General features: G+C 65.5%; 16 protein-coding genes. 9 read left to right on the top strand and 7 right to left on the bottom strand.

Going from position 1 to position 22,621, the window contains the following annotated elements; genetic code table 11:
* The first annotated feature begins 82 nt into the window (after positions 1 to 82).
* Together ACM1PE_RS09730 and ACM1PE_RS09725 are read left to right on the top strand one after the other, a co-directional pair.
* Complete coding sequence (locus ACM1PE_RS09730) at positions 83 to 1,093, top strand: hypothetical protein (RefSeq protein WP_419343115.1); 1,011 nt, start codon at positions 83 to 85, stop codon at positions 1,091 to 1,093.
* A gap of 92 nt (positions 1,094 to 1,185) precedes the next feature.
* Positions 1,186 to 1,380 carry a YjfB family protein gene (locus ACM1PE_RS09725; RefSeq protein WP_192327428.1) on the top strand — a complete coding sequence of 65 codons (195 nt, stop codon included), beginning with the start codon at positions 1,186 to 1,188 and terminating at the stop codon, positions 1,378 to 1,380.
* A 97-nt stretch (positions 1,381 to 1,477) separates the two neighbouring features.
* Here ACM1PE_RS09725 and lpdA read toward each other — a convergent pair whose 3' ends face one another.
* Genes lpdA through aceE form a run of 3 tightly spaced genes read right to left on the bottom strand, consistent with a single transcriptional unit; the run spans position 1,478 to position 7,642 of the window.
* Complete coding sequence (lpdA, locus tag ACM1PE_RS09720) at positions 1,478 to 3,253, bottom strand: dihydrolipoyl dehydrogenase (protein WP_419343113.1); 1,776 nt, start codon at positions 3,251 to 3,253, stop codon at positions 1,478 to 1,480.
* A 12-nt stretch (positions 3,254 to 3,265) separates the two neighbouring features.
* A complete protein-coding gene (aceF, locus tag ACM1PE_RS09715) occupies positions 3,266 to 4,921 on the bottom strand; it encodes a dihydrolipoyllysine-residue acetyltransferase (protein WP_059374400.1) in 1,656 nt (551 codons plus the stop codon).
* Positions 4,922 to 4,933: 12 nt separating this feature from the next.
* Positions 4,934 to 7,642 carry a pyruvate dehydrogenase (acetyl-transferring), homodimeric type gene (aceE, locus tag ACM1PE_RS09710; RefSeq protein ID WP_059374398.1) on the bottom strand — a complete coding sequence of 903 codons (2,709 nt, stop codon included), beginning with the start codon at positions 7,640 to 7,642 and terminating at the stop codon, positions 4,934 to 4,936.
* Positions 7,643 to 7,992: 350 nt separating this feature from the next.
* Between aceE and ACM1PE_RS09705 the strand changes: the two genes are divergently transcribed.
* The 4 genes from ACM1PE_RS09705 to ACM1PE_RS09690 all read left to right on the top strand — a co-directional run bounded on the left by ACM1PE_RS09705 (position 7,993) and on the right by ACM1PE_RS09690 (position 13,470).
* A complete protein-coding gene (locus ACM1PE_RS09705; RefSeq protein WP_059374396.1) occupies positions 7,993 to 9,747 on the top strand; it encodes a PAS domain-containing sensor histidine kinase in 1,755 nt (584 codons plus the stop codon).
* Positions 9,744 to 10,370: a response regulator transcription factor gene (locus ACM1PE_RS09700; protein WP_054456641.1), complete on the top strand. Its 627-nt coding sequence runs from the start codon at positions 9,744 to 9,746 to the stop codon at positions 10,368 to 10,370. Before ACM1PE_RS09705 ends, ACM1PE_RS09700 begins: the two co-directional genes overlap by 4 nt.
* A gap of 55 nt (positions 10,371 to 10,425) precedes the next feature.
* Entirely contained in the window at positions 10,426 to 11,277 is an 852-nt protein-coding gene (gene folD, locus ACM1PE_RS09695; RefSeq protein ID WP_118933566.1) for a bifunctional methylenetetrahydrofolate dehydrogenase/methenyltetrahydrofolate cyclohydrolase FolD, read from the top strand.
* Positions 11,278 to 11,403: 126 nt separating this feature from the next.
* Positions 11,404 to 13,470, top strand: coding sequence for a M3 family metallopeptidase (locus tag ACM1PE_RS09690; protein ID WP_419343112.1), 2,067 nt, complete (start codon positions 11,404 to 11,406; stop codon positions 13,468 to 13,470).
* 51 nt (positions 13,471 to 13,521) lie between these two features.
* Here ACM1PE_RS09690 and ACM1PE_RS09685 read toward each other — a convergent pair whose 3' ends face one another.
* Positions 13,522 to 14,277 carry a class I SAM-dependent methyltransferase gene (locus ACM1PE_RS09685; RefSeq protein ID WP_251880544.1) on the bottom strand — a complete coding sequence of 252 codons (756 nt, stop codon included), beginning with the start codon at positions 14,275 to 14,277 and terminating at the stop codon, positions 13,522 to 13,524.
* Between the two features lie 242 nt (positions 14,278 to 14,519).
* On the opposite strand from ACM1PE_RS09685, the gene ACM1PE_RS09680 reads away from it, so the two are divergent.
* Positions 14,520 to 15,134 carry an SCO family protein gene (locus tag ACM1PE_RS09680; RefSeq protein WP_059374390.1) on the top strand — a complete coding sequence of 205 codons (615 nt, stop codon included), beginning with the start codon at positions 14,520 to 14,522 and terminating at the stop codon, positions 15,132 to 15,134.
* Between the two features lie 122 nt (positions 15,135 to 15,256).
* A complete protein-coding gene (locus ACM1PE_RS09675) occupies positions 15,257 to 15,508 on the top strand; it encodes a GlsB/YeaQ/YmgE family stress response membrane protein (protein ID WP_013393352.1) in 252 nt (83 codons plus the stop codon).
* 65 nt (positions 15,509 to 15,573) lie between these two features.
* On the opposite strand, the gene adeC is transcribed toward ACM1PE_RS09675, so the two are convergent.
* The 3 genes from adeC to ACM1PE_RS09660 are packed head-to-tail and all read right to left on the bottom strand — an operon-like array spanning position 15,574 to position 21,435.
* Positions 15,574 to 17,043 (bottom strand): AdeC/AdeK/OprM family multidrug efflux complex outer membrane factor, encoded by a 1,470-nt coding sequence (gene adeC, locus ACM1PE_RS09670; protein WP_059374389.1) that lies wholly within the window; start codon positions 17,041 to 17,043, stop codon positions 15,574 to 15,576.
* Complete coding sequence (locus tag ACM1PE_RS09665; RefSeq protein ID WP_059374387.1) at positions 17,040 to 20,222, bottom strand: efflux RND transporter permease subunit; 3,183 nt, start codon at positions 20,220 to 20,222, stop codon at positions 17,040 to 17,042. The genes adeC and ACM1PE_RS09665 overlap by 4 nt, the downstream gene beginning before the upstream one ends.
* 16 nt (positions 20,223 to 20,238) lie before the next feature.
* Positions 20,239 to 21,435 (bottom strand): efflux RND transporter periplasmic adaptor subunit, encoded by a 1,197-nt coding sequence (locus ACM1PE_RS09660; protein WP_059374384.1) that lies wholly within the window; start codon positions 21,433 to 21,435, stop codon positions 20,239 to 20,241.
* Positions 21,436 to 21,690: 255 nt separating this feature from the next.
* Here ACM1PE_RS09660 and ACM1PE_RS09655 point away from each other — a divergent pair, with 255 nt between their 5' ends.
* Positions 21,691 to 22,596 (top strand): LysR family transcriptional regulator, encoded by a 906-nt coding sequence (locus tag ACM1PE_RS09655; protein WP_059374511.1) that lies wholly within the window; start codon positions 21,691 to 21,693, stop codon positions 22,594 to 22,596.
* The last annotated feature ends 25 nt before the right edge of the window (positions 22,597 to 22,621 follow it).

Here is a 22,621-nt window from a genome sequence, read left to right as displayed (position 1 = left end):
GGCGCGTTCAAAAAAACTCCGCATCGGGCAAGTAGCTGTGGCAAGTGTGGCGAGAGTATCAGCGGCCGCGCTGGCTAAATCGTTGGAAAAACGCAGGTTTTTGCCGGTTCCTGCGGTAATCCCCCTTCGAGTCCTAATCAAGCCCCATTTTTTCGGACTGTTCCCCTTTTTCACTCCTCTCAATTGCCTCATACTCGCGGCTGCACGTTTTTGTATCCATAGTTTTCACAACATGACCGCGACGCCTCCCGATCCACTCGCTACGCAGCACAGCAGCATTCCGGATCCCGATGCCCAGGCGCCGATGGATGAGCAGACCCTGCGTCTGCGCGAAGAGAACCGCGCCTTGCGCGAATTGCTGGTGGCGCAGGCGCAGGCCGCGCCCGCGCCGCAGGAACCCGGTCCGCTACGGCGGATGTTCTGGTGGTTGATATCGGCGCCTGGCGCTGCACTGGTCCGCTGGCGCGCCCTGGTAGGACGCGAAGACGCGCGGCCGATCACGGGTAAACGCGTGGGATATGCCACATTGACCGTGCTGTATACGCTGGCAATCTATGGCGCGCTGGTTTTGCTGGTGGTGTCATGGAGCTCGCCGAATACGACCGTTTCGGGCTCCACGGCTGCCGGCCCGGTACGGATACCTCTGACACCGGCGCCACCTGCGAACGCGGAACCTGTATTCGGCCACCCGGAATTGACGTCGTTGGCGGTGCCAGTACCCGTTCCAGATTCGGACTCCGATTCCGGTTCGGGCCCAGGTTCGGCAGAACCGCAACCTGAGCCCACGGCACAGCCCGCCCCTGCTGAACAGCAACCCACCTCGCAGGCGCAGCCCGAGCACGATGCGGCGTCGCGCGCGGCAGCGAGCACGGCGGTGGACACGGTGAACACTGCTCCCAGGTCTACCCTGCGCATGACCGAAATCCCCGCAGCAGACCCCATGGCCTGGGTGGAAGAGCTGAAAGGTGAGTTGGCACGTTGCGCAACGCTGGGGTTCTTTGATCGCCCCGACTGCGCCTGGGCCGCACGCCGACAGTTCTGTGAACCCAATAGCGCGTGGGGCACCATCAAGGAATGCCCGAATCGACCGTGAGGACCGCCACGAATCCCGTGCATCCGGGTGCGGTCCACGCGATAATCCAATACCGGCTTAAGCCCCCTACCAAACACTAGGACACCCCAAGCATGGACGCATCGATCAGCAACACCGTCAATACTGCCCTGGCCCTGCAGGACGCGAACCTCATGCAGGAAGTACAGGCCCGCGTACTGAAGAAGGCGCTCAATGCGCAAGCGGACACGGCCTTGACGCTGATGCAGTCGCTGCCGGTGCTGGCAGTGGACGCCACGCTGGGTTCGCGCATCGATACGCACGCCTGAACGCCGCGCCATACGCACACAAAAAAAAAAAGCGCCGGTCCCTGTCCAGGGCCGGCGCTTTTGCATTGTGCGGGCGGCATGACCGCCCTCCTGCGCATTACTTCTTCTTCATCGGCGGCAAGTCGGTGCACACGCCCTCTGCGACTTCGGCAGCCATGCCCACCGATTCACCCAGGGTCGGGTGCGGGTGGATGGTCTTGGCGATGTCGACGACGTCGGCGCCCATCTCCACGGCCAGGGCCAGTTCGCTGATCAGGTCGCCGGCGTGGGTGCCGACGATGCTGCCGCCCAGGATGCGATGCGTTTCAGCGTCGAAGATGAGCTTGGTGAAGCCTTCGTCGCGGCCATTGGCGATGGCGCGGCCGGAGGCGGCCCAGGGGAACACGCCCTTCTCGATCTTGATGCCCTGCTTCTTGGCCTCGTCTTCGGTCAAGCCGACCCAGGCCACTTCCGGATCGGTGTAGGCCACCGACGGAATGACGCGGGCGTCGAAGAAGGACTTCTGGCCTGCGGCGGCTTCGGCGGCGACGTGGCCTTCGTGCACGGCCTTGTGCGCCAGCATGGGCTGGCCGACGATGTCGCCGATGGCGTAGATGTGCGGCACGTTGGTGCGCATCTGGCGATCGACCTCGATGAAGCCGCGGTCGGTCACGGCAATGCCAGCCTTGTCAGCGCCGATTTTCTTGCCGTTGGGGCTGCGGCCCACTGCCTGGAGAACCAGGTCGTAGCGCTGCGGCTCCTTGGGCGCGCCTTCGCCTTCGAAGCTGACGTAGATGCCATCCTTCTTGGCTTCGGCGCCCACGGTCTTGGTCTTCAACATGATGTTGTCGAAGCGGTAGGCGTTCTTCTTCTGCCATACCTTGACCAGGTCGCGGTCGGCGCCCTGCATCAGGCCGTCCAGCATTTCGACCACGTCCAGGCGCGCGCCCAGCGTGGAGTACACCGTGCCCATTTCCAGGCCGATGATGCCGCCGCCGATGATGAGCATCTTCTTGGGGACTTCACGCAGCAGCAAGGCGCCGGTGGAGTCGACGATGCGGTCGTCCTGGGGCAGGAACGGCAGCTTCACCGACTGGCTGCCGGCGGCGATGATGGCTTGCTTGAAGCGCAGGGTCTGGGTCTTGCCGTCGGCGGCCTTGACGGTCAGGTGGTTGGCGTCGGCGAACTCGCCCACGCCATGCACCACGGTGACCTTGCGCGCCTTGGCCATGCCGGCCAGGCCACCGGTCAGCTTGGCGACCACGCTGTCCTTGTAGCCGCGCAGCTTGTCCAGGTCGATCTTGGGCTCGCCGAAGCTGATGCCGTGGGCGGCCAGTTCGCGGGCTTCGTCGATGACGGCGGCGTTGTGCAGCAGCGCCTTGGACGGAATGCAGCCGACGTTCAGGCAGACGCCGCCCAGCGTGTCGTAGCGTTCCACCAGGACCACGGACAGGCCCAGGTCGGCGGCGCGGAAGGCGGCGGAGTAGCCGCCGGGGCCGGCGCCCAGCACCAGCATGTCGTACTCGCCGTCGGCCGAGCCCTTGAAGCTGGCCGCGGCGGGCGCGGCGGCAGGCGCCGCGGCAGCCTGCTTGGGCGCCTCGGCGGCCTTGGGGGCTTCCTTGGCGGCAGGCGCGGCGGCGGCTGCGGCACCCGCTGCAGCTTCCACTTCCAGCACGACCGTGCCTTCGGCGACCTTGTCGCCGACCTTCACGTTGATGGACTTCACCACGCCGCCCTGCGACGCGGGGATTTCCATGGAGGCCTTGTCGGACTCGACGGTGATCAGGCTTTGTTCAGCCTTGATCGTGTCGCCCACCGCCACCAGCACTTCGATGACTTCCACTTCCTTGAAGTCGCCGATGTCCGGCACTTTGATTTGAACGGTATTGCTCATGGGGCTCCCCGTTTACAGCGCGATGCGGCGGAAGTCGGCCAGCAAGGCGCCCAGATAGGCGTTGAAGCGCGCGGCGGAGGCGCCGTCGATGACGCGGTGGTCGTACGACAGCGACAGCGGCACGATCAGGCGCGGCACGAACTGCTTGCCGTCCCACACGGGCTTGTGCGCGGAGCGCGACACGCCCAGGATCGCCACTTCAGGGGCGTTGATGATGGGTGTGAACGAGGTGCCGCCGATGCCGCCCAGGGACGAGATCGAGAAGCAGCCGCCCTGCATTTCGGCGGGCGAGATCTTGCCGTCGCGCGCCTTCTTGGACAGGTCGGTCATTTCCTGGGCGATCTGCAGGATGCCCTTCTTGTCGGCATCGCGGATCACCGGCACTACCAGCCCGTTGGGCGTGTCGGCGGCGAAGCCGATGTGGTAGTACTGCTTGAGCACCAGGTTGTCGCCGTCCAGCGAGGCGTTGAACTCGGGGAACTTCTTCAGGGCCGCGACCACGGCCTTGATCAGGAAGGCCAGCATCGTGACCTTGATGCCCGACTTCTCGTTTTCCTTGTTCAGCGTGACGCGCAGCGCTTCCAGGTCGGTGATGTCCGCTTCGTCGTTGTTGGTGACGTGCGGGATCATGACCCAGTTGCGGTGCAGGTTCGCGCCGGAGATCTTCTTGATGCGCGACAGCGGCTTGGCTTCGATCGGGCCGAACTTGGTGAAGTCGATCTTGGGCCACGGCAACAGGCCCAGCGCGGCGCCATCGGCCGAACCGCCCGTAGCGGCCACCGGACCGGCGGCGAGCGCCTGCTTGACGAAGCCGCGCACGTCGTCGGCGGTGATGCGGTCCTTGGGACCGGAGCCCTTGACCTTGCTCAGGTTGACGCCCAGTTCGCGCGCGAACTTGCGCACCGAGGGCGACGCGTGCGGCAGCTGGCCCGGCTTGAGGTTGGCGTCTTCGAGCGCGGCGGCCGGAGCCGGACGCTGCGCGGCAGGCGCCGGCGCTTCGGTCTTGGCGGCGGGCGCGGCAGCGGCTTCCGCCTTGGCGGCAGGAGCCGGGGCCGCGGCGGCAGCGGCGGCGGGCGCGGCGCCCTCCACCACGACCACGACCGAGCCCTTGGCGACCTTGTCGCCGACCTTGACCTTCACTTCCTTGACCACGCCGCCTTGCGAGGCGGGGATTTCCATCGAGGCCTTGTCGGACTCGACGGTGATCAGGCTTTGCTCGGCCTTGATGGTGTCGCCCACGGCGACCATGACTTCGATGACTTCGACTTCCTTGAAGTCGCCGATGTCGGGCACTTCGATGTTCACCGGACCGCTGGAGGCGGCCGGCGCAGCGGCGGCAGCGGCCGGCTGCGCGGCAGCCTTGGCTTCGGCCTTGGGAGCCTCTTCCTTGGCCGGCGCGGCTGCGGGGGCCGCAGCTTCGCCCGCGCCCGACGCTTCCACTTCCAGCACGACCGTGCCTTCGGCAACCTTGTCGCCCACCTTGACGCTGATCGACTTCACCACGCCGCCTTGCGACGCGGGGATCTCCATCGAGGCCTTGTCGGATTCGACGGTGATCAGGCTTTGTTCGGCCTTGATCGTGTCGCCCACCGCCACCAGCACTTCGATGACTTCCACTTCCTTGAAGTCGCCGATGTCGGGAACCTTGATTTGCACGATGTTGCTCATGTCTCTTTACCCTCAGGCGTATTGCGGGTTGGCTTTGTTCGGATTGATGCCGTACTTCTTGATGGCTTCAGCCACCTTGGCAACCGGCACCTTGCCTTCGTCGGCAAGCGCGCGCAGCGCGGCGACCACGACGAAGTGGCGGTCCACTTCGAAGTGCTCGCGCAGCTTCGAGCGGAAATCCGAGCGGCCGAAACCGTCGGTGCCCAGCACCTTGTATTCGCGGCCCTTGGGCACGAACGGGCGGATCTGGTCGGCGAAGAGCTTCATGTAGTCGGTCGACGCGATGATCGGGCCTTCCGTCTTGGCCAGCTGTTCCGTGACGTAAGCCACCTGCGGCTTCTTTTCGTCGGGGTGCAGCATGTTGTGGCGTTCGGCGTCCAGGCCGTTGCGGCGCAGTTCCGTGAAGCTGGTGACGCTCCAGAGGTCCGAAGCCACGCCCCAGTCGGCTTCCAGCAGTTCTTGCGCGGCCATGACTTCGCGCAGGATGGTGCCCGAGCCCATCAGCTGCACGCGGTTCTTGCCCTTGCCGTGCGACTTGAGCTTGTACATGCCCTTGATGATGCCTTCCTCGTCGCCCTGGGTCAGACCGGGCTGCGGGTAGTTTTCGTTCATCACCGTCAGGTAGTAGTAGACGTTTTCCTGGTCTTCCACCATGCGCTTCAAGCCATGCTGGATGATCACGGCCAGTTCGTGGCCGAAGGTCGGGTCGTACGAGACGCAGTTCGGGATGGTGGACGCCAGGATGTGGCTGTGGCCGTCTTCGTGCTGCAGGCCTTCGCCGTTGAGCGTGGTGCGCCCGGCGGTGCCGCCCAGGAGGAAGCCGCGCGCCTGCATGTCGCCGGCCGCCCAGGCCAGGTCGCCGATGCGCTGGAACCCGAACATCGAGTAGTAGATGAAGAACGGGATCATGATGCGGTTGTTCGAGGAGTACGACGTGGCCGCCGCAATCCAGGAGCTCATCGCGCCCGCTTCGTTGATGCCTTCCTGCAGGAGCTGGCCGTCGGCCGCTTCCTTGTAGTACATGACCTGGTCCTTGTCGACCGGGGTGTACTTCTGGCCTTCCGGCGCGTAGATGCCGATCTGGCGGAACAGGCCTTCCATGCCGAAGGTACGCGATTCGTCGGCCAGGATCGGCACGACGCGCGGACCCAGCTCCTTGTCGCGCAGCACCTGGTTCAGGATGCGCACGAAGGCTTGGGTGGTGGAGATTTCACGGCCTTCGGCGGTGGGTTCCAGCACGGCCTTGAAGGCGTCCAGGGCGGGAGCCTTGAGGTGCTCGTCGGCCTTGGCGCGGCGGCGCGGCAGATAGCCGCCCAGCGCGGCGCGGCGCTCGTGCAGGTACTTCATTTCGGGCGAGTCTTCGGCCGGCTTGAAGTACGGCAGGTCGGCCAGCTGGTCGTCCGGAATGGGGATGCCGAAACGGTCGCGGAATTCGCGGATCGAGTCCAGCTCCAGCTTCTTCTGCTGGTGGGTCGGGTTCTTGGCCTGGCCGACGTGGCCCATGCCGTAGCCCTTGATGGTCTTGGCCAGGATGACGGTGGGCTGGCCCTCGTGGGTGGCGGCGGCGTTGAACGCGGCGTACACCTTGTGCGGGTCATGGCCGCCGCGGTTCAGGCGCCAGATGTCTTCGTCGCTCATGCGCGACACGGCTTCCAGCAGCTTCGGATGCTTGCCGAAGAAGTGTTCGCGCACGAACTTGCCGTCGTTGGCCTTGTACGCCTGGTACTCGCCGTCGACGGTGTCTTCCATGATCTTGCGCAGGATGCCTTCCTTGTCGTGCGCCAGCAGCGGATCCCAGTAGCCGCCCCAGATCAGCTTGATCACGTTCCAGCCCGAGCCGCGGAAGTCGCCTTCGAGTTCCTGGATGATCTTGCCGTTGCCGCGCACCGGACCGTCCAGGCGCTGCAGGTTGCAGTTGATGACGAAGATCAGGTTGTCCAGCTTTTCGCGGGCAGCCAGGGCGATGGCGCCCAGCGATTCGGGTTCGTCCATTTCGCCGTCGCCGCAGAACACCCAGACCTTGCGCTTGCTGGTGTCGGCGATGCCGCGGGCGTGCAGGTACTTCAGGAAGCGGGCCTGGTAGATGGCCATCAGCGGGCCCAGGCCCATCGACACCGTCGGGAACTGCCAGAAGTCCGGCATCAGCTTCGGATGCGGGTACGAGGACAGGCCCTTGCCGTCCACTTCCTGGCGGAAGTGGTTCAGCTGGTCTTCGGTCAGGCGGCCTTCGAGGTAGGCGCGGCCGTACATGCCGGGCGACGTGTGGCCCTGGAAGTAGACCAGGTCGCCGCCGTGGTTTTCGTCTTCGGCGTGCCAGAAGTGGTTCTGGCCGCAGCCGATCATGGTGGCCAGCGAGGCGAAGGAGGCGATGTGGCCGCCCAGGTCGCCGCCGTCCGGCGGGTTGTGCTTGTTGGCCTTGACCACCATGGCCATGGCGTTCCAGCGCACGTACGAGCGGATGCGCGATTCCAGCTCCAGGTTGCCCGGGTGGGCCGGCTCCAGGCCGGGGGGAATCGTGTTGACGTAGGCGGTGTTGGGCGAGAACGGGATATGCGCGCCGGAACGGCGGGCTTCGTCGATCAGGCGTTCGAGCAGATAGTGGGCGCGCTGCGGTCCTTCACGATCAAGGACAGCCGCCAGGGCTTCGAGCCACTCCTGGGTTTCAAGGGTGTCTTCGTCGTTGGCAGCCTGTACGGCGCCAGCCTGGGCGTAAGAGGACATCGTGTGTCTCCTGTTGGATTGTTCGTGACCGCACCCGCTTACTTATCTACTCGCGGACCTTGCATGGTAGCCGGGATCATCCGGGCTACCATGCAAGGCATGGGGTCGGGTTGTTCTAGAGACCTGCTACTGGGTCGGTTCCCTATCAGCGGGCATTCTAAGAAAGAAGGTTAACCGGTCGCAAGCAAAATTTCATGTTGCGGTACGGCATTTCATAATACGAAAAATTTAAAGCAAGCTGAACGCTTTGGCGTCATACTTTTACCCAGGGACTCCAAAAGGACGAGTCGATTCCCGGCAAATCCCTGCCAACACGCACTAAAATGCGCGGTCTATCCGGCCCGAATTCCATGTCCAGCGCGCCCAAGTCCAATATTCCTACGCCATTCCACGATCACGCCCGCACTCGCCGACGCGGGGTGTACTGGGTCACGCCAGCCATGGTGCTGATCCTCTATATCTGTGTGATGGCGGTGTTCTTCTGGCTGCAACGCATCCATGACGACAGCGTCATGTTTGTCACCATCGACCAGGAAATGCGCCAGCAGCGCCTGATCTGGGTGGTGCTGGCCCTGTCCTGTGTGATCGTCATCAGCCTGCTGATGCTGTGGCGCTATACCCGTTTCCGCTCGGCGGCCGAAGCCGCCCTGATCGCCGAGACGGGCTTCCGCCGCGCCATGGAGAACTCCATGTCCACCGGCATGCGGGTGCTGGACATGGAAGGCCGCATCGCCTACGTGAATCCGGCCTTCTGCCGCATGATCGGCTGGAACGAGGCCGACCTGATCGGCCGCAGCCCGCCCTTCCCTTATTGGGTGCCGGGTCGCCACGAACAGCACCAGCACACCCTGGACGTGCTGATGTCCGGCAAGACGCCCAGCAGCGGCCTGGAAGTCGAGGCGCAGCGCCGCGACGGTTCGCGTTTCACGGCGCGGATGTACGTGTCCCCGCTGCTGGACCCGAACGGCAACCAGATCGGCTGGATGACCTCCATGACCGACATCACCGAGCCCAAGCGCATCCGCGAGGCCCTGACCGCCGCGCACGAACGCTTCATGACGGTGCTGGAAGGCCTGGACGACGCCATCTCGGTCACCGCCGACACCCACGACGGCCTGGAGCTGCTGTTCGCCAACCGCACCTACCGCCGCGTGTTCGGCGCGCAGACCGGCGGCCACGACGAGCTGCTGGCCGGCCGCCGCGGCCGCTTCACCGACGAATCCGTCGAAGTCTTCGCGCCCTCGGTTCAGCGCTGGTTCGAAGTGCACCACCGCATGCTGGCCTGGACCGACGGCCGCCGCGTGCGCATGCAGGTGGCGCGCGACATCACCGAGCGCCGCGTGCACGAGGAAGCCTCGCGCGTGCAGCAGGAAAAGATCCAGCTCACCAGCCGCCTGACCACCATGGGCGAAATGGCCTCCTCGCTGGCGCATGAACTGAACCAGCCGCTGACCGCCATCGCCAACTACAGCATGGGCGCGGTCGCCCTGGTCAAGGCCGGCCACACCAGCCCCAACATGCTGCTGCCGGCCCTGGAAAAGGCCGCCTCGCAGGCCGAGCGCGCCGGCAAGATCATCAGCCGCATCCGCGAATTCGTGAAGCGCAGCGAGCCCCGCCGCCAGCGCGTGACCATCAGCCGGATCGTCGACAATGCCATCGGCTTCGCCGAGATCGACGCCCGCAAGCGCCGCATCCGCATCGACCGCTTTGTGCCGTCGAACGCGCCGGACGTGCTGGCCGACCCCATCCTGATCGAGCAGGTGCTGTTGAACCTGCTGAAGAACGGGCTGGAGGCCATGGAAAACAGCGAATCCGACGAACTCAAGGTCGCCGTGATCCTGCACGAACAGCACATCGAGGTCGCGGTCGTGGACCGCGGCCACGGCCTGGCCGAACCCGAACGCCTGTTCGAACCCTTCTTCAGCACCAAGACCCAGGGCCTGGGCATGGGGCTGAACATCTGCCGTACCATTATTGAATCGCACCATGGCCGCTTGTGGGCGGATCCCAATCCCGCCGGCGGCACCATTTTCCGCTTTACCCTGCCCTGCGCTGCACCCCAGTCGCAGGCCCAGAACGATCAGTCCGAGGAGTTGCACGCATGAACACGCCCCACCTGTCGAGCACGGTTTTCATTGTTGACGACGACGAAGCGGTCCGCGATTCGCTGCGCTGGCTATTGGAGGCCAATGGCTATCGCGTTCGCGCCTACGCCAGCGGCGAGTCCTTCCTGGAAGACTACGACGCCAGCCAGATCGGCGTGCTGATCGCCGACGTGCGCATGCCCGGCATGAGCGGCCTGGAACTGCAGGAACAGTTGATCGCCCGCAATGCCCCGCTGCCCATCGTGTTCATCACCGGCCACGGCGACGTGCCGATGGCCGTGTCCACCATGAAGAAAGGCGCGGTCGACTTCCTGGAAAAGCCGTTCAATGAATCCGATTTGCGCGAGATCGTGGCGCGCATGCTGGAGCAGGCCACGCAGCGCGTGAGCAAGCACCAGGCCCAGAAAGACCACGAAGCCATGCTGGCGCGCCTGACCGCGCGCGAGCAGCAGGTGCTGGAGCGCATCGTCGCGGGCCGCTTGAACAAGCAGATCGCCGACGACCTGGGCATCAGCATCAAGACCGTAGAGGCGCACCGCGCCAACATCATGGAAAAACTTGAAGTGACCACCGTAGCTGATTTGATGAAAGTGGCCTTGGCCAAACCCGAGGCGACGGCATGAGCCGCCGGGCCGATCCCAAGGCGAATACCGCAGCGCGTAGCGCGGAGGCCGCCGAATGACTGCAAGGATTATCGACGGCGCGGCCCTGTCGGCGCGCATTCGCGAAGAAGCTGCCCAACGCGTTGCGGCCCTGGCCGCCAAGGGCACCCGCCCCGGCCTGGCCGTGGTGCTGGTGGGTGAAGACCCCGCTTCCCAGGTGTACGTCCGCAATAAGGTAGCGGCCTGCGAAAAGGCCGGCCTGCATTCCGTCAAGGAACAGTACCCCGCGGACATGACCGAGGCCGAGCTGCTGGCCCGCATCGCCATCCTGAACCAGGACCCGACCATCCACGGCATCCTGGTGCAGTTGCCGCTGCCCAAGCACATGGACTCCCACAAGGTCATCGAAGCCATCGCGGCCGAGAAGGACGTGGACGGCTTCCATATCAGCAACGCCGGCCTGCTCATGACCGGCCAGCCCCTGTTCCGCCCCTGCACGCCCTATGGCGTGATGAAGATGCTGGAATCGGAAGGCGTGACGCTGCGTGGCGCCGAAGCCGTGATCGTGGGCGCGAGCAACATCGTCGGCAAGCCCATGGCGATGCTGCTGCTGCAGGCCGGCGCCACCATCACCATCTGCAATTCCAAGACCCGCGACCTGGCGGCCCAGACCCGCCGCGCCGACGTGCTGGTGGTCGCCACCGGCAAGCCCGGCATGATCGACGGTTCGATGATCAAGCCCGGCGCGGTCGTCATCGACGTGGGCATCAACCGCGGCGCTGACGGCAAGCTGTGCGGCGACGTGGACTTCGCCTCGGCCAAGGAAGTGGCGGGCGCCATCACCCCCGTTCCGGGCGGCGTGGGTCCCATGACCATCGCCATGCTGCTGGTCAACACCATCGAAGCCGCGGAACGCGCCGCAGGCTGATACTTTGCATGTCATGGGCGCGGCGCGGGAGTTCTTCTGCCAGAACTCCCGCGCCGCGCCCATCGCACTTGCATTCCGGGGAATCGCCCCAAACTGATTCTTGTCCCTATTCCCGCCGCTACCGCCATGTCCCAGAATCCCCTGCTCGCCCCTGTTTCCGACCTCGTCGACTATGCGGCCGTCAAACCCGGACACATCGTGCCGGCAGTCGAGGAGCTGCTGGGCATCGCCCGCCTGGCCGTGGACCGCGCCGCCGACACCGCGCTGGCGCCCACCTGGGAAGCCGTGGTTGAGCCGCTGGATACCGCATCGGAACGCCTGTGGCGCGCCTGGTCGGTCGCCGGCCACCTGAATGCCGTGGTCAACACCCCGGAGCTGCGCGAAGCGTATAACGCCGCCCTGCCCCTGGTGACCGAATTCTCCACCTGGGTCGGCCTGCACGAAGGCCTGTACAAGCAGTACCAGCGCCTGGCCGCCGCCCCCGATTTCGCGTCCTGGACGCCGGTGCGCCGCCGCATCGTGGAAATGGCCCTGCGCGACTTCCGCCTGAGCGGCGTGGAGCTGCAAGGCGCCGACCGCGAACGCTACGCCGCCATTTCCGACCGCGAGGCCCAGGCCTCGCAGAAATTCTCCGAAAACGTGCTGGACTCGATCGACGCCTGGTCGCTGCTGGTCGAGGACGAGGCCCGCCTGGCAGGCATTCCGGCCGACGTGCGGGCCGCCGCCCGCGCGGCGGCTGAGGAAGACGGCAAGCCGGGCTGGAAGCTGACGCTGAAGATGCCGTGCTACCTGCCCGTGATGCAGTATGCCCAGGACCGTACGCTGCGCGAAGCGCTGTACCGCGGCTACGGCACCGTGGCGTCGGAACACGGCGATGGCAAGTTCGACAATTCGCCGCTCATCGAAGAGCTGCTGTCCCTGCGCGCCGAAGAAGCCGGCCTGCTCGGCCTGGGCACCTTCGCCGCGCTGCGCCTGCAAACGCGCATGGCGCGCGACGCGCAGGAAGTCACCGTATTCCTGCGCGACCTGGCGGCGCGCGCCAAGCCCTACGCCCAGCGCGACCTGGCGGAGCTGAAAGCCTACGCCACCGGCGAGCTGGGCCTGGACGACCTGCAGCCCTGGGACGTGGCCTACGCTTCCGAGCGCCTGCGCGAATCGCGCTATGCCTATTCCGAAGACGAGGTGAAGCAGTATTTCACCGAACCGCGCGTGCTGTCCGGCCTGTTCGAGGTCATCGAGACCCTGTTCGACGTGCGCCTGGCGGAAACGCCCGTCTCGTCCTGGCATGGCGACGTGCGCGGCGTGCGCGTGGAAAGCCCCAAGGGCGAACTCATTGGTTATCTGTACCTGGACCTGTACGCCCGCGCCGGCAAGCAGAGCGGCGCCTGGGTCGACAGCGAACGCACGCGCCGCGTCGTGGCTGGCAAGGTGCAGACGCCCATCGCCTACCTGACCTGCAATTTCTCGCGTCCCAACGGCGACAAGCCGGCCGTCCTGACGCATGACGACGTCATCACGCTGTTCCATGAAACCGGCCATGCGCTGCACGCCCTGCTGTCCGAAGTGGACGAACCCGGCGCCGCGGCCTTCGCCAGCGTCGAATGGGACGCGATCGAACTGCCCTCGCAGTTCATGGAGAACTTCTGCTGGGAATGGGCGGTGGTGCAGAAGCTGTCCGCCCACGTCGACACGGGCGAGCCCCTGCCGCGCGCCCTGTATGACCGCCTGGTCGCCGCCCGCAATTACCAGAGCGGCATGCAGACCGTGCGCCAGATCGAGTTCGCGCTGTTCGACATGCTGATGCATGACCGCGCCCAGGGCTCGTCGATTGCCGAAGTGCTGGCCCTGCTGCAGGAAGTGCGCCAGGAAGTGGCCGTGCTGTTCCCGCCCGCCTGGCACCGCCTGCCGCACGCCTTCTCGCACCTGTTCGCGGGCGGCTACGGCGCGGGCTATTACAGCTACAAGTGGGCGGAGGTGCTGTCGGCCGACGCCTACGAAGCCTTCGAAGAGGCGGCGGCGCGCCAGGCCGGCAACGCGCTGGGCACGCTGGATCCCGAAACGGGCGCACGCTTCCGCCGCGAGGTGCTGGCCGTGGGCGGATCGCGCCCGGCGGCAGAGTCCTTCGCCGCCTTCCGCGGGCGCGCGCCGCGCATCGACGCCCTGCTGCGCCATAGCGGCATGACGCCTGCCTGAGCGACCGCGCCTCCGCGCGCAATCCGACGGCCCGCCCTGGCGGGCCGTTTTCTATGCCGCGGCGGAATCGTCCACCGGCCGGCGCGCCGACATCACCAGCCAGCGCCCGTGCACGGACTGGTCGGAACCGGCCTGCTTCCAGTAGCGACGGCTTTCCTCATCCTGCGCCTGCTTGAGCCTGCGGCCGTAGTAGAGCCGCGACGGCACGGCCAGCACATGCTCCGCCATGCGCTTGGGCTTGTTCTCGTCCACGTCGTGCAAGGTGATGTCGGTGTAGCCGTAGTGCTTGAACAGCAGATGCAGCTGCGGAAAGCTCCACGGAAAGTATGTGACGTAATCCTCGCCACGCTGCCGTCCGACCATGGGCCGGAACCCCGAATGAAAGCCGCGCAGCAGGAACTGCAGGCGCGAACGGAAGTACCAGGTGTTGGGCGTGGTGACGATCAGCGTGCCGCCCGGCCGCAGCGCGCGATAAAAGCTCTGCATCAGCACGCCGGGGTTGGTCAGCAAGTGGATCGCCTCGCAGCAGACCACGGCATCGTAGGCAGCGGAAACCGTCAATGGCGTTTCCAGGTCGTGCTCCGCCACCTGGCGGTAGCCGCCGTCCGCCGGCGGAAACTCCCACAAACCCACGCCATCGATATCGACCTGCCGGCCGCTGGCGGCGGGCAGCATGTCGCCCAGCCAGCCCAATCCGCAAGGCGCGTCCAGCACCGAATCCGCCAGGCGGCTGCGCAGGATGTCGAGCACGACGGGGTAGTACGGATAGTAGGGATAGCCCAAGGAATTCCTGACCGGCATGTCCATATGTGGCGCCTCTAGATCTTGAAATCTGACACGGCCCTGAATGTAGCGGCAGCCATGGCACCCGGTCTGGAGAATTCGCCACTTCCAAACAATAACTAGACAAAGCTTTACAAGTGGGCGGGGCGGCCCCGCGGCTTGCGCCAGGACAAGCCGCCCCCAAGTTGGCGCCCCTTGCCCGCTGCGCCCTGCCCGCGGCTTGCGGGTAGAATCAAAAGGTTTACCCCCTACCGGCCCTTGGACTCATGCGACACCTCATTTCCGGCCGCGCCCTGCGCAGCCTGCTGCTGACCCTGTGCGTGTTTCTCGCTGCCTGCGGCGACAGGAACGTCGATTGGACCCTGTACAACGTGAAGGGGCACCTGCCCGACCTGAAGTTCTCCCTGCCTGGCGCAGGCGGCAAGATGGTCAGCAGCGACGATTTGAAGGGCAAGACCGTGCTGCTGTTCTTCGGCTACGCCAGTTGCCCGGACGTCTGCCCCACCACCATGGCGCAGTTGACGGCCGTGCTGCAGAACCTGGGCGACAAGGCCCGCGACGTGCGCATCCTGTTCGTCAGCGTGGACCCGCACCGCGACACGCCGGACATCCTGCAGGCCTACGTCAACGCCTTCAACAACAACGCCATCGGCGTGACCGGCGATGAAAAGCAGATCGCCGACCTGGCGCGCCGCTACCGCGTGGCCTACCAGATCGAGAAACCGCGCCCCGGGGACGACGCCGATATGTACGAAGTCACGCACAGCCGCGGCGTGTATATATTCGACAAGGACGGCAAGGCGCGCTTGCTGGCTTCGGATACCGACAGCATCGAGGCCATGACCAAGGACGTGCGCCAGTTGATCGACCTGACTTCCTGAGCGCCAGCAGGGCGCGGTGTTGCCCGCGCGCCCCATACACCAGTTGTTACAGCCGCTGCGCGCGGGGCGTGAGTATCATCTAGCCACACTGCCCCCTTTTACTTCCAGCAAGGAGTACGCGCATGAGCATAATCATCATGATCATCGTCGGGTTCGTCGTGGGCCTGATCGCCCGCGCCATCATGCCCGGAGACCAGAACATGGGGATCATCATGACCACCATCCTGGGTATCGTCGGTTCGGTCGTCGCCGGCTTCCTGGGCCAATCGCTGGGCTGGTACGCGCCGGGCGAACCCGCCGGGTGGATCGGATCGGTCGTCGGCGCGATCGTCGTGCTGTTCGTGGTTGGCCTGATCGCCAAGAAACGCGCCTGACGTTCTGCTGGACCTGAAATGAAAACGGGCCGATCGAAAGATCGGCCCGTTTTTTTCGCCTGCCCTTACTGCTGCTGGGCCTGCGCGGTCGCCGTGCGTTCGGTCCAGCCGCCGCCCAGCACCTTGTACAGGGTGACGAGATTGGACAACCTGGCCCGGCGCGTATCCACCAGCGCCTGCTGCGCGGTGTACAGCGAACGCTGCGAATCCAGCACGCTCAGGTAGTCATCGATACCCTGGCGGAAACGCTGGTCCGACGCGTCGTAGGCGCGCTGGTTGGCGGCTACCAGGAGCCGCTGCGCCTGGATTTGCTCGTCCAGGGTGCCGCGTCCGGCCAGGGCGTCCGCCACTTCGCGGAACCCCGTCTGGATCGACTTCTCGTACTGCGCGACCTGGATGTTCTTCTGCACCTTGGCCAGATCCAGGCCGGCAAGCAGCGAGCCGCCCGCGAAGATCGGCACGGTGATCTGGGGCACGAAGCTCCAGGCGCCCGAGCCGCCTTCGAACAGCCCGCCCAGGCTGGCGCTGGCGGTGCCGGCCGAGCCCGTCAGGCTGATGGTCGGGAAGAAGGCGGCGCGCGCCGCGCCGATATTGGCGTTGGCGCCCTTCAACTGGTGCTCGGCCGCGCGGATGTCCGGGCGGCGGGCCAGCAGGTCCGACGGAAGGCCGGCGGGCAAGGTGGTCGGCAACATGCCATCGTCGAGCTGGACGGCGTTGTCCAGCGCCGCCGTCAGCTCGGGCGACAGCGGCTGGCCCACTAGCAGGACCAGCGCATTGCGGTCCTGCGCGGCCTGGCGCGTGTATTGCGACAGGTTGCGCTCGGCGGTACGCAGCGACACTTCCGCCTGGCTCAGGTCCAGCGCCGTGGACAGGCCCTGGTCGTAGCTCTGCTGCGTGAGCTTGAAGGAATCCTGCTGGCTCTTGAGCGTGTCGCGCGTCAGGCCGACGAGTTCCTGGTCGGCGCGCAGGGTCAGGTAGGCATTGGCCACTTCGGCGATCAGCGTCAGCTGGGTCGCAGTGCGGGTTTCATCCAGCGCCAGATAGGATTCCAGCGCCTTGTCGCTCAGGCTGCGGATGCGGCCGAACAGGTCCAGCTCCCAGGCCGACATGGCGGCGCCGACCTGGTAGCTGTGGCTGGTGGTGGCGCGGCCGCTGGCCGACAAGTCGGCCGGCGAGCGCTGGGCCGACTCCTGGCCGGCGATGCCGATGCTGGGCATCAGGTCGGCGCGCTGGATGCGGTACTGGGCGCGCGCCGCCTCGACGTTCAGGGCCGCCACGCGCAGGTCGCGGTTGTTCGCCAAGGACTGTTCGATCAGCTGTTGCAGCAGCGGATCCGAGCCGAAGAAATCGCGCCAGCCGATATCGGCCGTCATCAGGCCGCCCGCGTCGGCGGGCTGGGCCGCCTGGTAGGACGGACCCGTGGGATAGGCCGCATCGATCGGCGCGTCCGGCCGTTCGTAGGTGGGGGCCAGCGAGCAGCCCGCCAGGGCCGCCGCCAGGGAAACAGACAGCAAGGTTCTCATCGGGAATGTCATTGCGGTTGGCCCTCCGTCGAGACGCCCTGCGTGCCGTTGGCGCTGGTGTCGTGCTCGTCGACGTTTTCGCTCATGCGCTTGACCTTGAAGACGCGCAGCATGATCACGAAGAAGGCCGGAACAAAGAAGATGGCCAGGAAGGTGCCGGTCAGCATGCCGCCGATCACGCCCGTGCCGATGGCGTTCTGGCTGCCCGAGCCCGCCCCCGACGAGATCGCCAGCGGCGTCACGCCCAGGATGAACGCCAGCGACGTCATCAGGATGGGACGCAGGCGCTGCCGCGCGGCGTGGATGGCCGATTCCGTCAGGCTGGCGCCATGCTCGTAGTGCTCCTTGGCGAACTCCACGATCAGGATGGCGTTCTTGGCCGCGAGACCGATGGTTGTGAGCAGGCCCACCTGGAAGTACACGTCGTTGGACAAGCCCCGCATCATGGTGGCGAGCAAGGCCCCGATGATGCCCAACGGCACCACCAGCATCACCGCCGACGGGATGGTCCAGCTTTCGTACAGCGCAGCCAGGCACAGGAACACCACGATCAGCGAAATCGCGTAGAGCGCGGGCGCCTGGGCGCCGGACAGGCGTTCTTCGAACGACAGTCCAGTCCATTCAAAGCCCACGCCCACTGGCAGCTTGCTCGCCAGGCGTTCCATTTCCTCCATGGCCGCGCCCGAGCTGTAGCCCGGCGCCGCCTGGCCCTGGATGTTGTACGACGGCACGCCGTTATAGCGGTTCAGCTTTTGCGGGCCGTAGCTCCAGGTGGCCTTGGCGAAGGCCGAGAACGGCACCATGTCGCCCTCTTTGTTGCGCACGTACCATTTGTTCAGGTCTTCCGGCAGCATGCGCGACGACGCCTCGCCCTGCGCGAACACCTTCTTCACGCGGCCGCGGTCGATGAAGTCGTTGACGTACGACGAACCCCAGGCCGTGGCCAGCGTGCTGTTGATGTCCGAGACGGCCACGCCCAAGGCGCGCGCCTTCTCGCGGTCGATGTCCAGCTGATACTGCGGCGCGTCTTCGATGCCGTTGGGGCGCACGCCCTGCAGGACCGGACTCTTGGCGGCTTCGCCCAGCAGCTGGTTGCGCGCGGCAAGCAGCCGCTCATGGCCCACGCCCGCGCGGTCCATCAACTGGAAGTCGAAGCCGGTGACGTTGCCCAGTTCCATCACGGACGGCGGCGGCACCACGAACAATTGCGCACGGCGCTCCGTCTTGCGGAAGTGCGCGTTGGCCCGTCCCGCCACGGCGCCGGCCTTCAGACGCGCGTCGCCGCGTTCTTCCCAGTCGCGCAGCTTGATGAACAGGATGGACGCGTTCTGGCCACGGCCGCCGAAGTTGAAGCCGTTGACGGCGAACACCGAGGTGACGGCGTCCTTTTCCTCGGTCAGCAGATACTTGGTGGCGTCGTCGATGACGGCCTTGGTGCTTTCCGCCGTCGCGCCGGCAGGCGTCTGGATCTGGGCGAACAGAATGCCCTGGTCCTCGTCCGGCAGGAACGCGGTCGGGATGCGGGTGAACATCCAGCCCATGGCGATAACCAGCGCCAGGTACACCACCATCAGGCGTTTGGTGCGGTTCAGGCCGCGTGCGACGGTATTGGCATAGCCGTGGCTGCTGCGGTCGAACGCGCGGTTGAACCAGCCGAAGAAACCCTTCTTGGAACCATGATGGCCCTTGGGGATGGGCTTGAGCAAGGTCGCGCACAAGGCCGGCGTGAACACGATGGCCACGATCACCGACAGCACCATGGAGGACACGATGGTGATGGAGAACTGGCGGTAGATCACGCCCGTGGAGCCGCCGAAGAAGGCCATGGGAATGAACACCGCCGCCAGCACCATGGCGATGCCGATCAGGGCGCCGGTGATCTGCGACATGGACTTGCGGGTAGCCTGCTTGGGCGACAAGCCCTCTTCGGCCATCACGCGCTCGACGTTTTCCACCACCACGATGGCGTCGTCCACCAGCAGGCCGATGGCCAGCACCATGCCGAACATGGTCAGGGTATTGATGGAATAACCGAACGCCGCCAGCACGCCGAACGTGCCCAACAGCACCACCGGCACCGCCAGGGTGGGAATGATGGTGGCGCGGAAGTTCTGCAGGAACAGGTACATCACCAGGAAGACCAGGATGATGGCCTCGATCAGCGTCTTGAACACCTCGTGGATCGACAGGCTGACGAACGGCGTGGTGTCGTACGGATAGACGACGTCCATGCCCGGCGGGAAGTAAGGCTTCAGGTTGTTGATGGTGTCGCGCACCGCCTGGGCCGTATCCAGCGCGTTGGCGCCCGGCGCCAGCTTGACCGCCAGGCCCGAGGCCGGCTTGCCGTTGTAGAAGCTGTCGATGGCGTAGGTCTGTCCGCCCAGTTCGATGGTGGACACGTCGCCCAGGCGCACTTGCGAGCCGTCGGCGTTGACCTTGAGCAGGATGCGGCCGAAGTCTTCCGCCTTCTCCAGGCGCGACGGCCCGATGATGGTGGCGTTCAATTGCTGGCCGCGCACGGACGGCAGGCCGCCCAGCTGGCCGGACGACACCTGCACGTTCTGTTCCTTGATCGCCGCCACCACGTCGACCGTGGTCAGGCCGTAGTTGACGAGCTTGGCGGGATCCAGCCAGATGCGCATCGCGTACTGCGAGCCGAACAGCTGGAAGTCGCCCACGCCCTGCGTGCGGCTGATGGGATCCTGGACATAGGAGGCGACATAGTCGGCCAGGTCGTCCTTGGTCATCGAGCCGTCGGTGGACACGAAGCCCGCCACGATCAGGAAGTTCTTGGTGGCCTTGGTGACGCGAATGCCCTGCTGCTGCACTTCCTGCGGCAAGAGCGGCTGCGCCAGCGACAGCTTGTTCTGCACCTGGACCTGCGCGGTATCAGGGTTGGTGCCCTGCGTGAAGGTCAGGGTGATGGACATGCTGCCGTCGGAGTTGCTTTCCGAGGAGATGTACTGCAGGCCGTCCAGGCCGTTCATCTGCTGCTCGATCACCTGCACCACGGTGTCCTGCACGGTCTGCGCGGAAGCGCCCGGGTAGGTCACCGCAATGCCGATGGCTGGCGGCGCGATGTTGGGGTATTGGGAGACCGGCAGCTTCAGGATGGACAGCGCGCCGGCCATCATCAGCACGATCGCGATCACCCATGCGAAGACCGGTCTATCGATAAAAAACTTTGCCATGCAAGGCTCCTGACTACTACTGCTTGGCCGCCGCGGCGGCTGCTTGCGGCTGCTGCGCCGGCTGCGCGGCACTGGCTTCGGTGGCGACGACTTCAGCCCCCGGACGCACCATCTGCAGACCTTCCACGATGACCTTGTCGCCGGCGGCCAGGCCGTCGGTGACCAGCCACTTGTCGCCGATGGCGCGGTCGGTCTTCAGTTCACGCAGTTCGACCTGGTTCTTGGCGTTGACCACCAGCGCCGTCGGGACGCCGCGCTGGTTGCGCGTCACGCCGCGCTGCGGCACCAGCAGGCCATCGGCGGCGACGCCGTCGGCCAGGCGGGCGCGCACGAACATGCCCGGCAACAGGCGGCGTTCCGGATTGGGGAACACCGCGCGCAAGGTGACCGAGCCCGTGCCCTGGTCCACCGTGACTTCGGAGAACTGCAGCTTGCCCGGCTGGGCGTATTGCGAGCCGTCTTCCAGGGTCAGCGTCACCAGCGCGGCCTGCTCGCCGTCGGCCTTCTTCAGCAGGCCGCTGGCCAGCGCGTTCTGCAGACGCAGCAGCTGGACGCTGGATTGGGTCACGTCGACGTAGATGGGATCGATCTGCTGCACCGCGGCCAGGGCGGTGGTCTGGTTGGCCGTGACCAGCGCGCCTTCGGTCACCGCCGAACGGCCGATGATGCCGTCGATGGGCGACAGCACCTTGGTGTAGACCAGGTTGATGCGCGCCGTGTCCAGCGCCGCCTTGGCCGACAACACGTCGGCGGCGGCCTGATCGCGCGAGGCGACGGCGTTGTCATAGGTCTGCTGGCTGACCGCGCGGGTGGCGACCAGCGGCTTGTAGCGCTCGGCCAGCAGCGCGGCCGTCTTTTGCTGCGCCTGGGCGCGCGCCAGGGCGGCCTTCTGGCTGTCCAGGCTGGCCTGGTAGAGCGCGGGATCGATCTGGTAGAGCTGTTGGCCCGCCTTGACCTCGCCGCCTTCGGTAAAGAGGCGCTTCTGGACGATGCCATTGACCTGGGGACGCACTTCGGCCACGCGGAACGGCGAGGTGCGGCCAGGCAGTTCAGTCGTCAGCGAAACCGGCTGCGTGGCAAGCGTCACTACCGTTACCTGGGGCTTGCCCGCCTGGGGAGCGTCTTGCTTCTTGCCGCAAGCGGCCAGCATGAGGGCCGATGCCGTCAGCGTGACGACTGCCGCGCTGCGCCACATAGCGCTTTTCTTATCCATAGATTGCATTCCCGATTTCAACAAAAAAAAAGCCCGCCCCGGATCGCGTAATGAGCGTTCCGTGCGCATCGATTGGGTGGATTTGCCTCGAACACGCAGGCTGGGCTTTGTCGCATTGCTGCATTGCAGAACTCGCATTCTGCGTTATCCCGTCCCAGAAACAAAGAGGCATGTTGAGAAAACATCATTCCATTTATGGGACAATGGCTTCACCGTTGAATATGACAAAATTCCGCCATGAAACGCTTGCAAGGCATGGAACTATTCGTCGAAGTCGCCAAAACGCGCAGCTTCAGCCGCGCGGCGGCGATGCTCGGCGTGCCGAAATCGACACTGTCCCGCCAGGTGGCCGAACTGGAGCGCTCCGTGGGCCTGCGCCTGCTCAGCCGCACCACCCGCAAGGTCGAACTGACCGACGCGGGCCGCCTGTACTTCGACCGCTGCCAGCGCATCGTGGCCGAGGCGCAGATCGCCCATGAGGAACTGCAGAAGCTGGTCGATACGCCGGCCGGGCCGCTGCGGGTGAACATGCCCGCGGATTTCGGCACGGACTTCCTGGCTGAATCGTTCATGGAATTTTCCCGCCGCTACCCCGACGTCACGTTTTTCCTGGATCTGGCCAATCCGGATCACGCGCAGCGCGTGTTCCAGACCTGCGATATTTCGATCGAAATCGGCGAACTGCCCGATTCGTCACAGATTGCGAGGCTCTTGGGCATGCTGCCGGCCCATCTGTACGCCTCGCGCGAATACCTGAAGAAGCACGGCGAACCGCGGCATCCCAGCGACTTGACCCGCCACGAGTGCATAGAGTTCCGCGCCAAGGGCGCCGGACAGGTGACCCGCTGGCCCCTGACCGACGGCCAGCAGCACATCGAATTCACTCCCGGCAACCGCTTTTCCGTCAACGGCGTCGCCATGGCCCGGCGCCTGGCCCTGCTGGGCGCGGGCATCGTGGTGCTGCTGGGCGACCAGTCGGCCGAACAGCAGTCCGGCCAATTGCAGCGTGTGCTGCCTGACTGGCAACTGGGTCCGTTTCCGGTCTACGCGGTGACGGAGACGCGGCTGCTGCCCGCCAAGACCCGGATCTTCATCGAATTCCTGATGGAGCGCCTGGGCGATGTCGGGCAGGCGAAGAATACTCCCGCTTTCATGAAATAAACGGAAGTCGGAAACAGATTGAAAA

It is taken from the genome of Achromobacter sp. PD1 (assembly GCF_048541815.1).
Classification (GTDB): domain Bacteria; phylum Pseudomonadota; class Gammaproteobacteria; order Burkholderiales; family Burkholderiaceae_B; genus Achromobacter; species Achromobacter bronchisepticus_A.
Note: the sequence above shows the minus strand (reverse complement) of the source record. Positions and strands in the feature narration are given on the sequence as shown.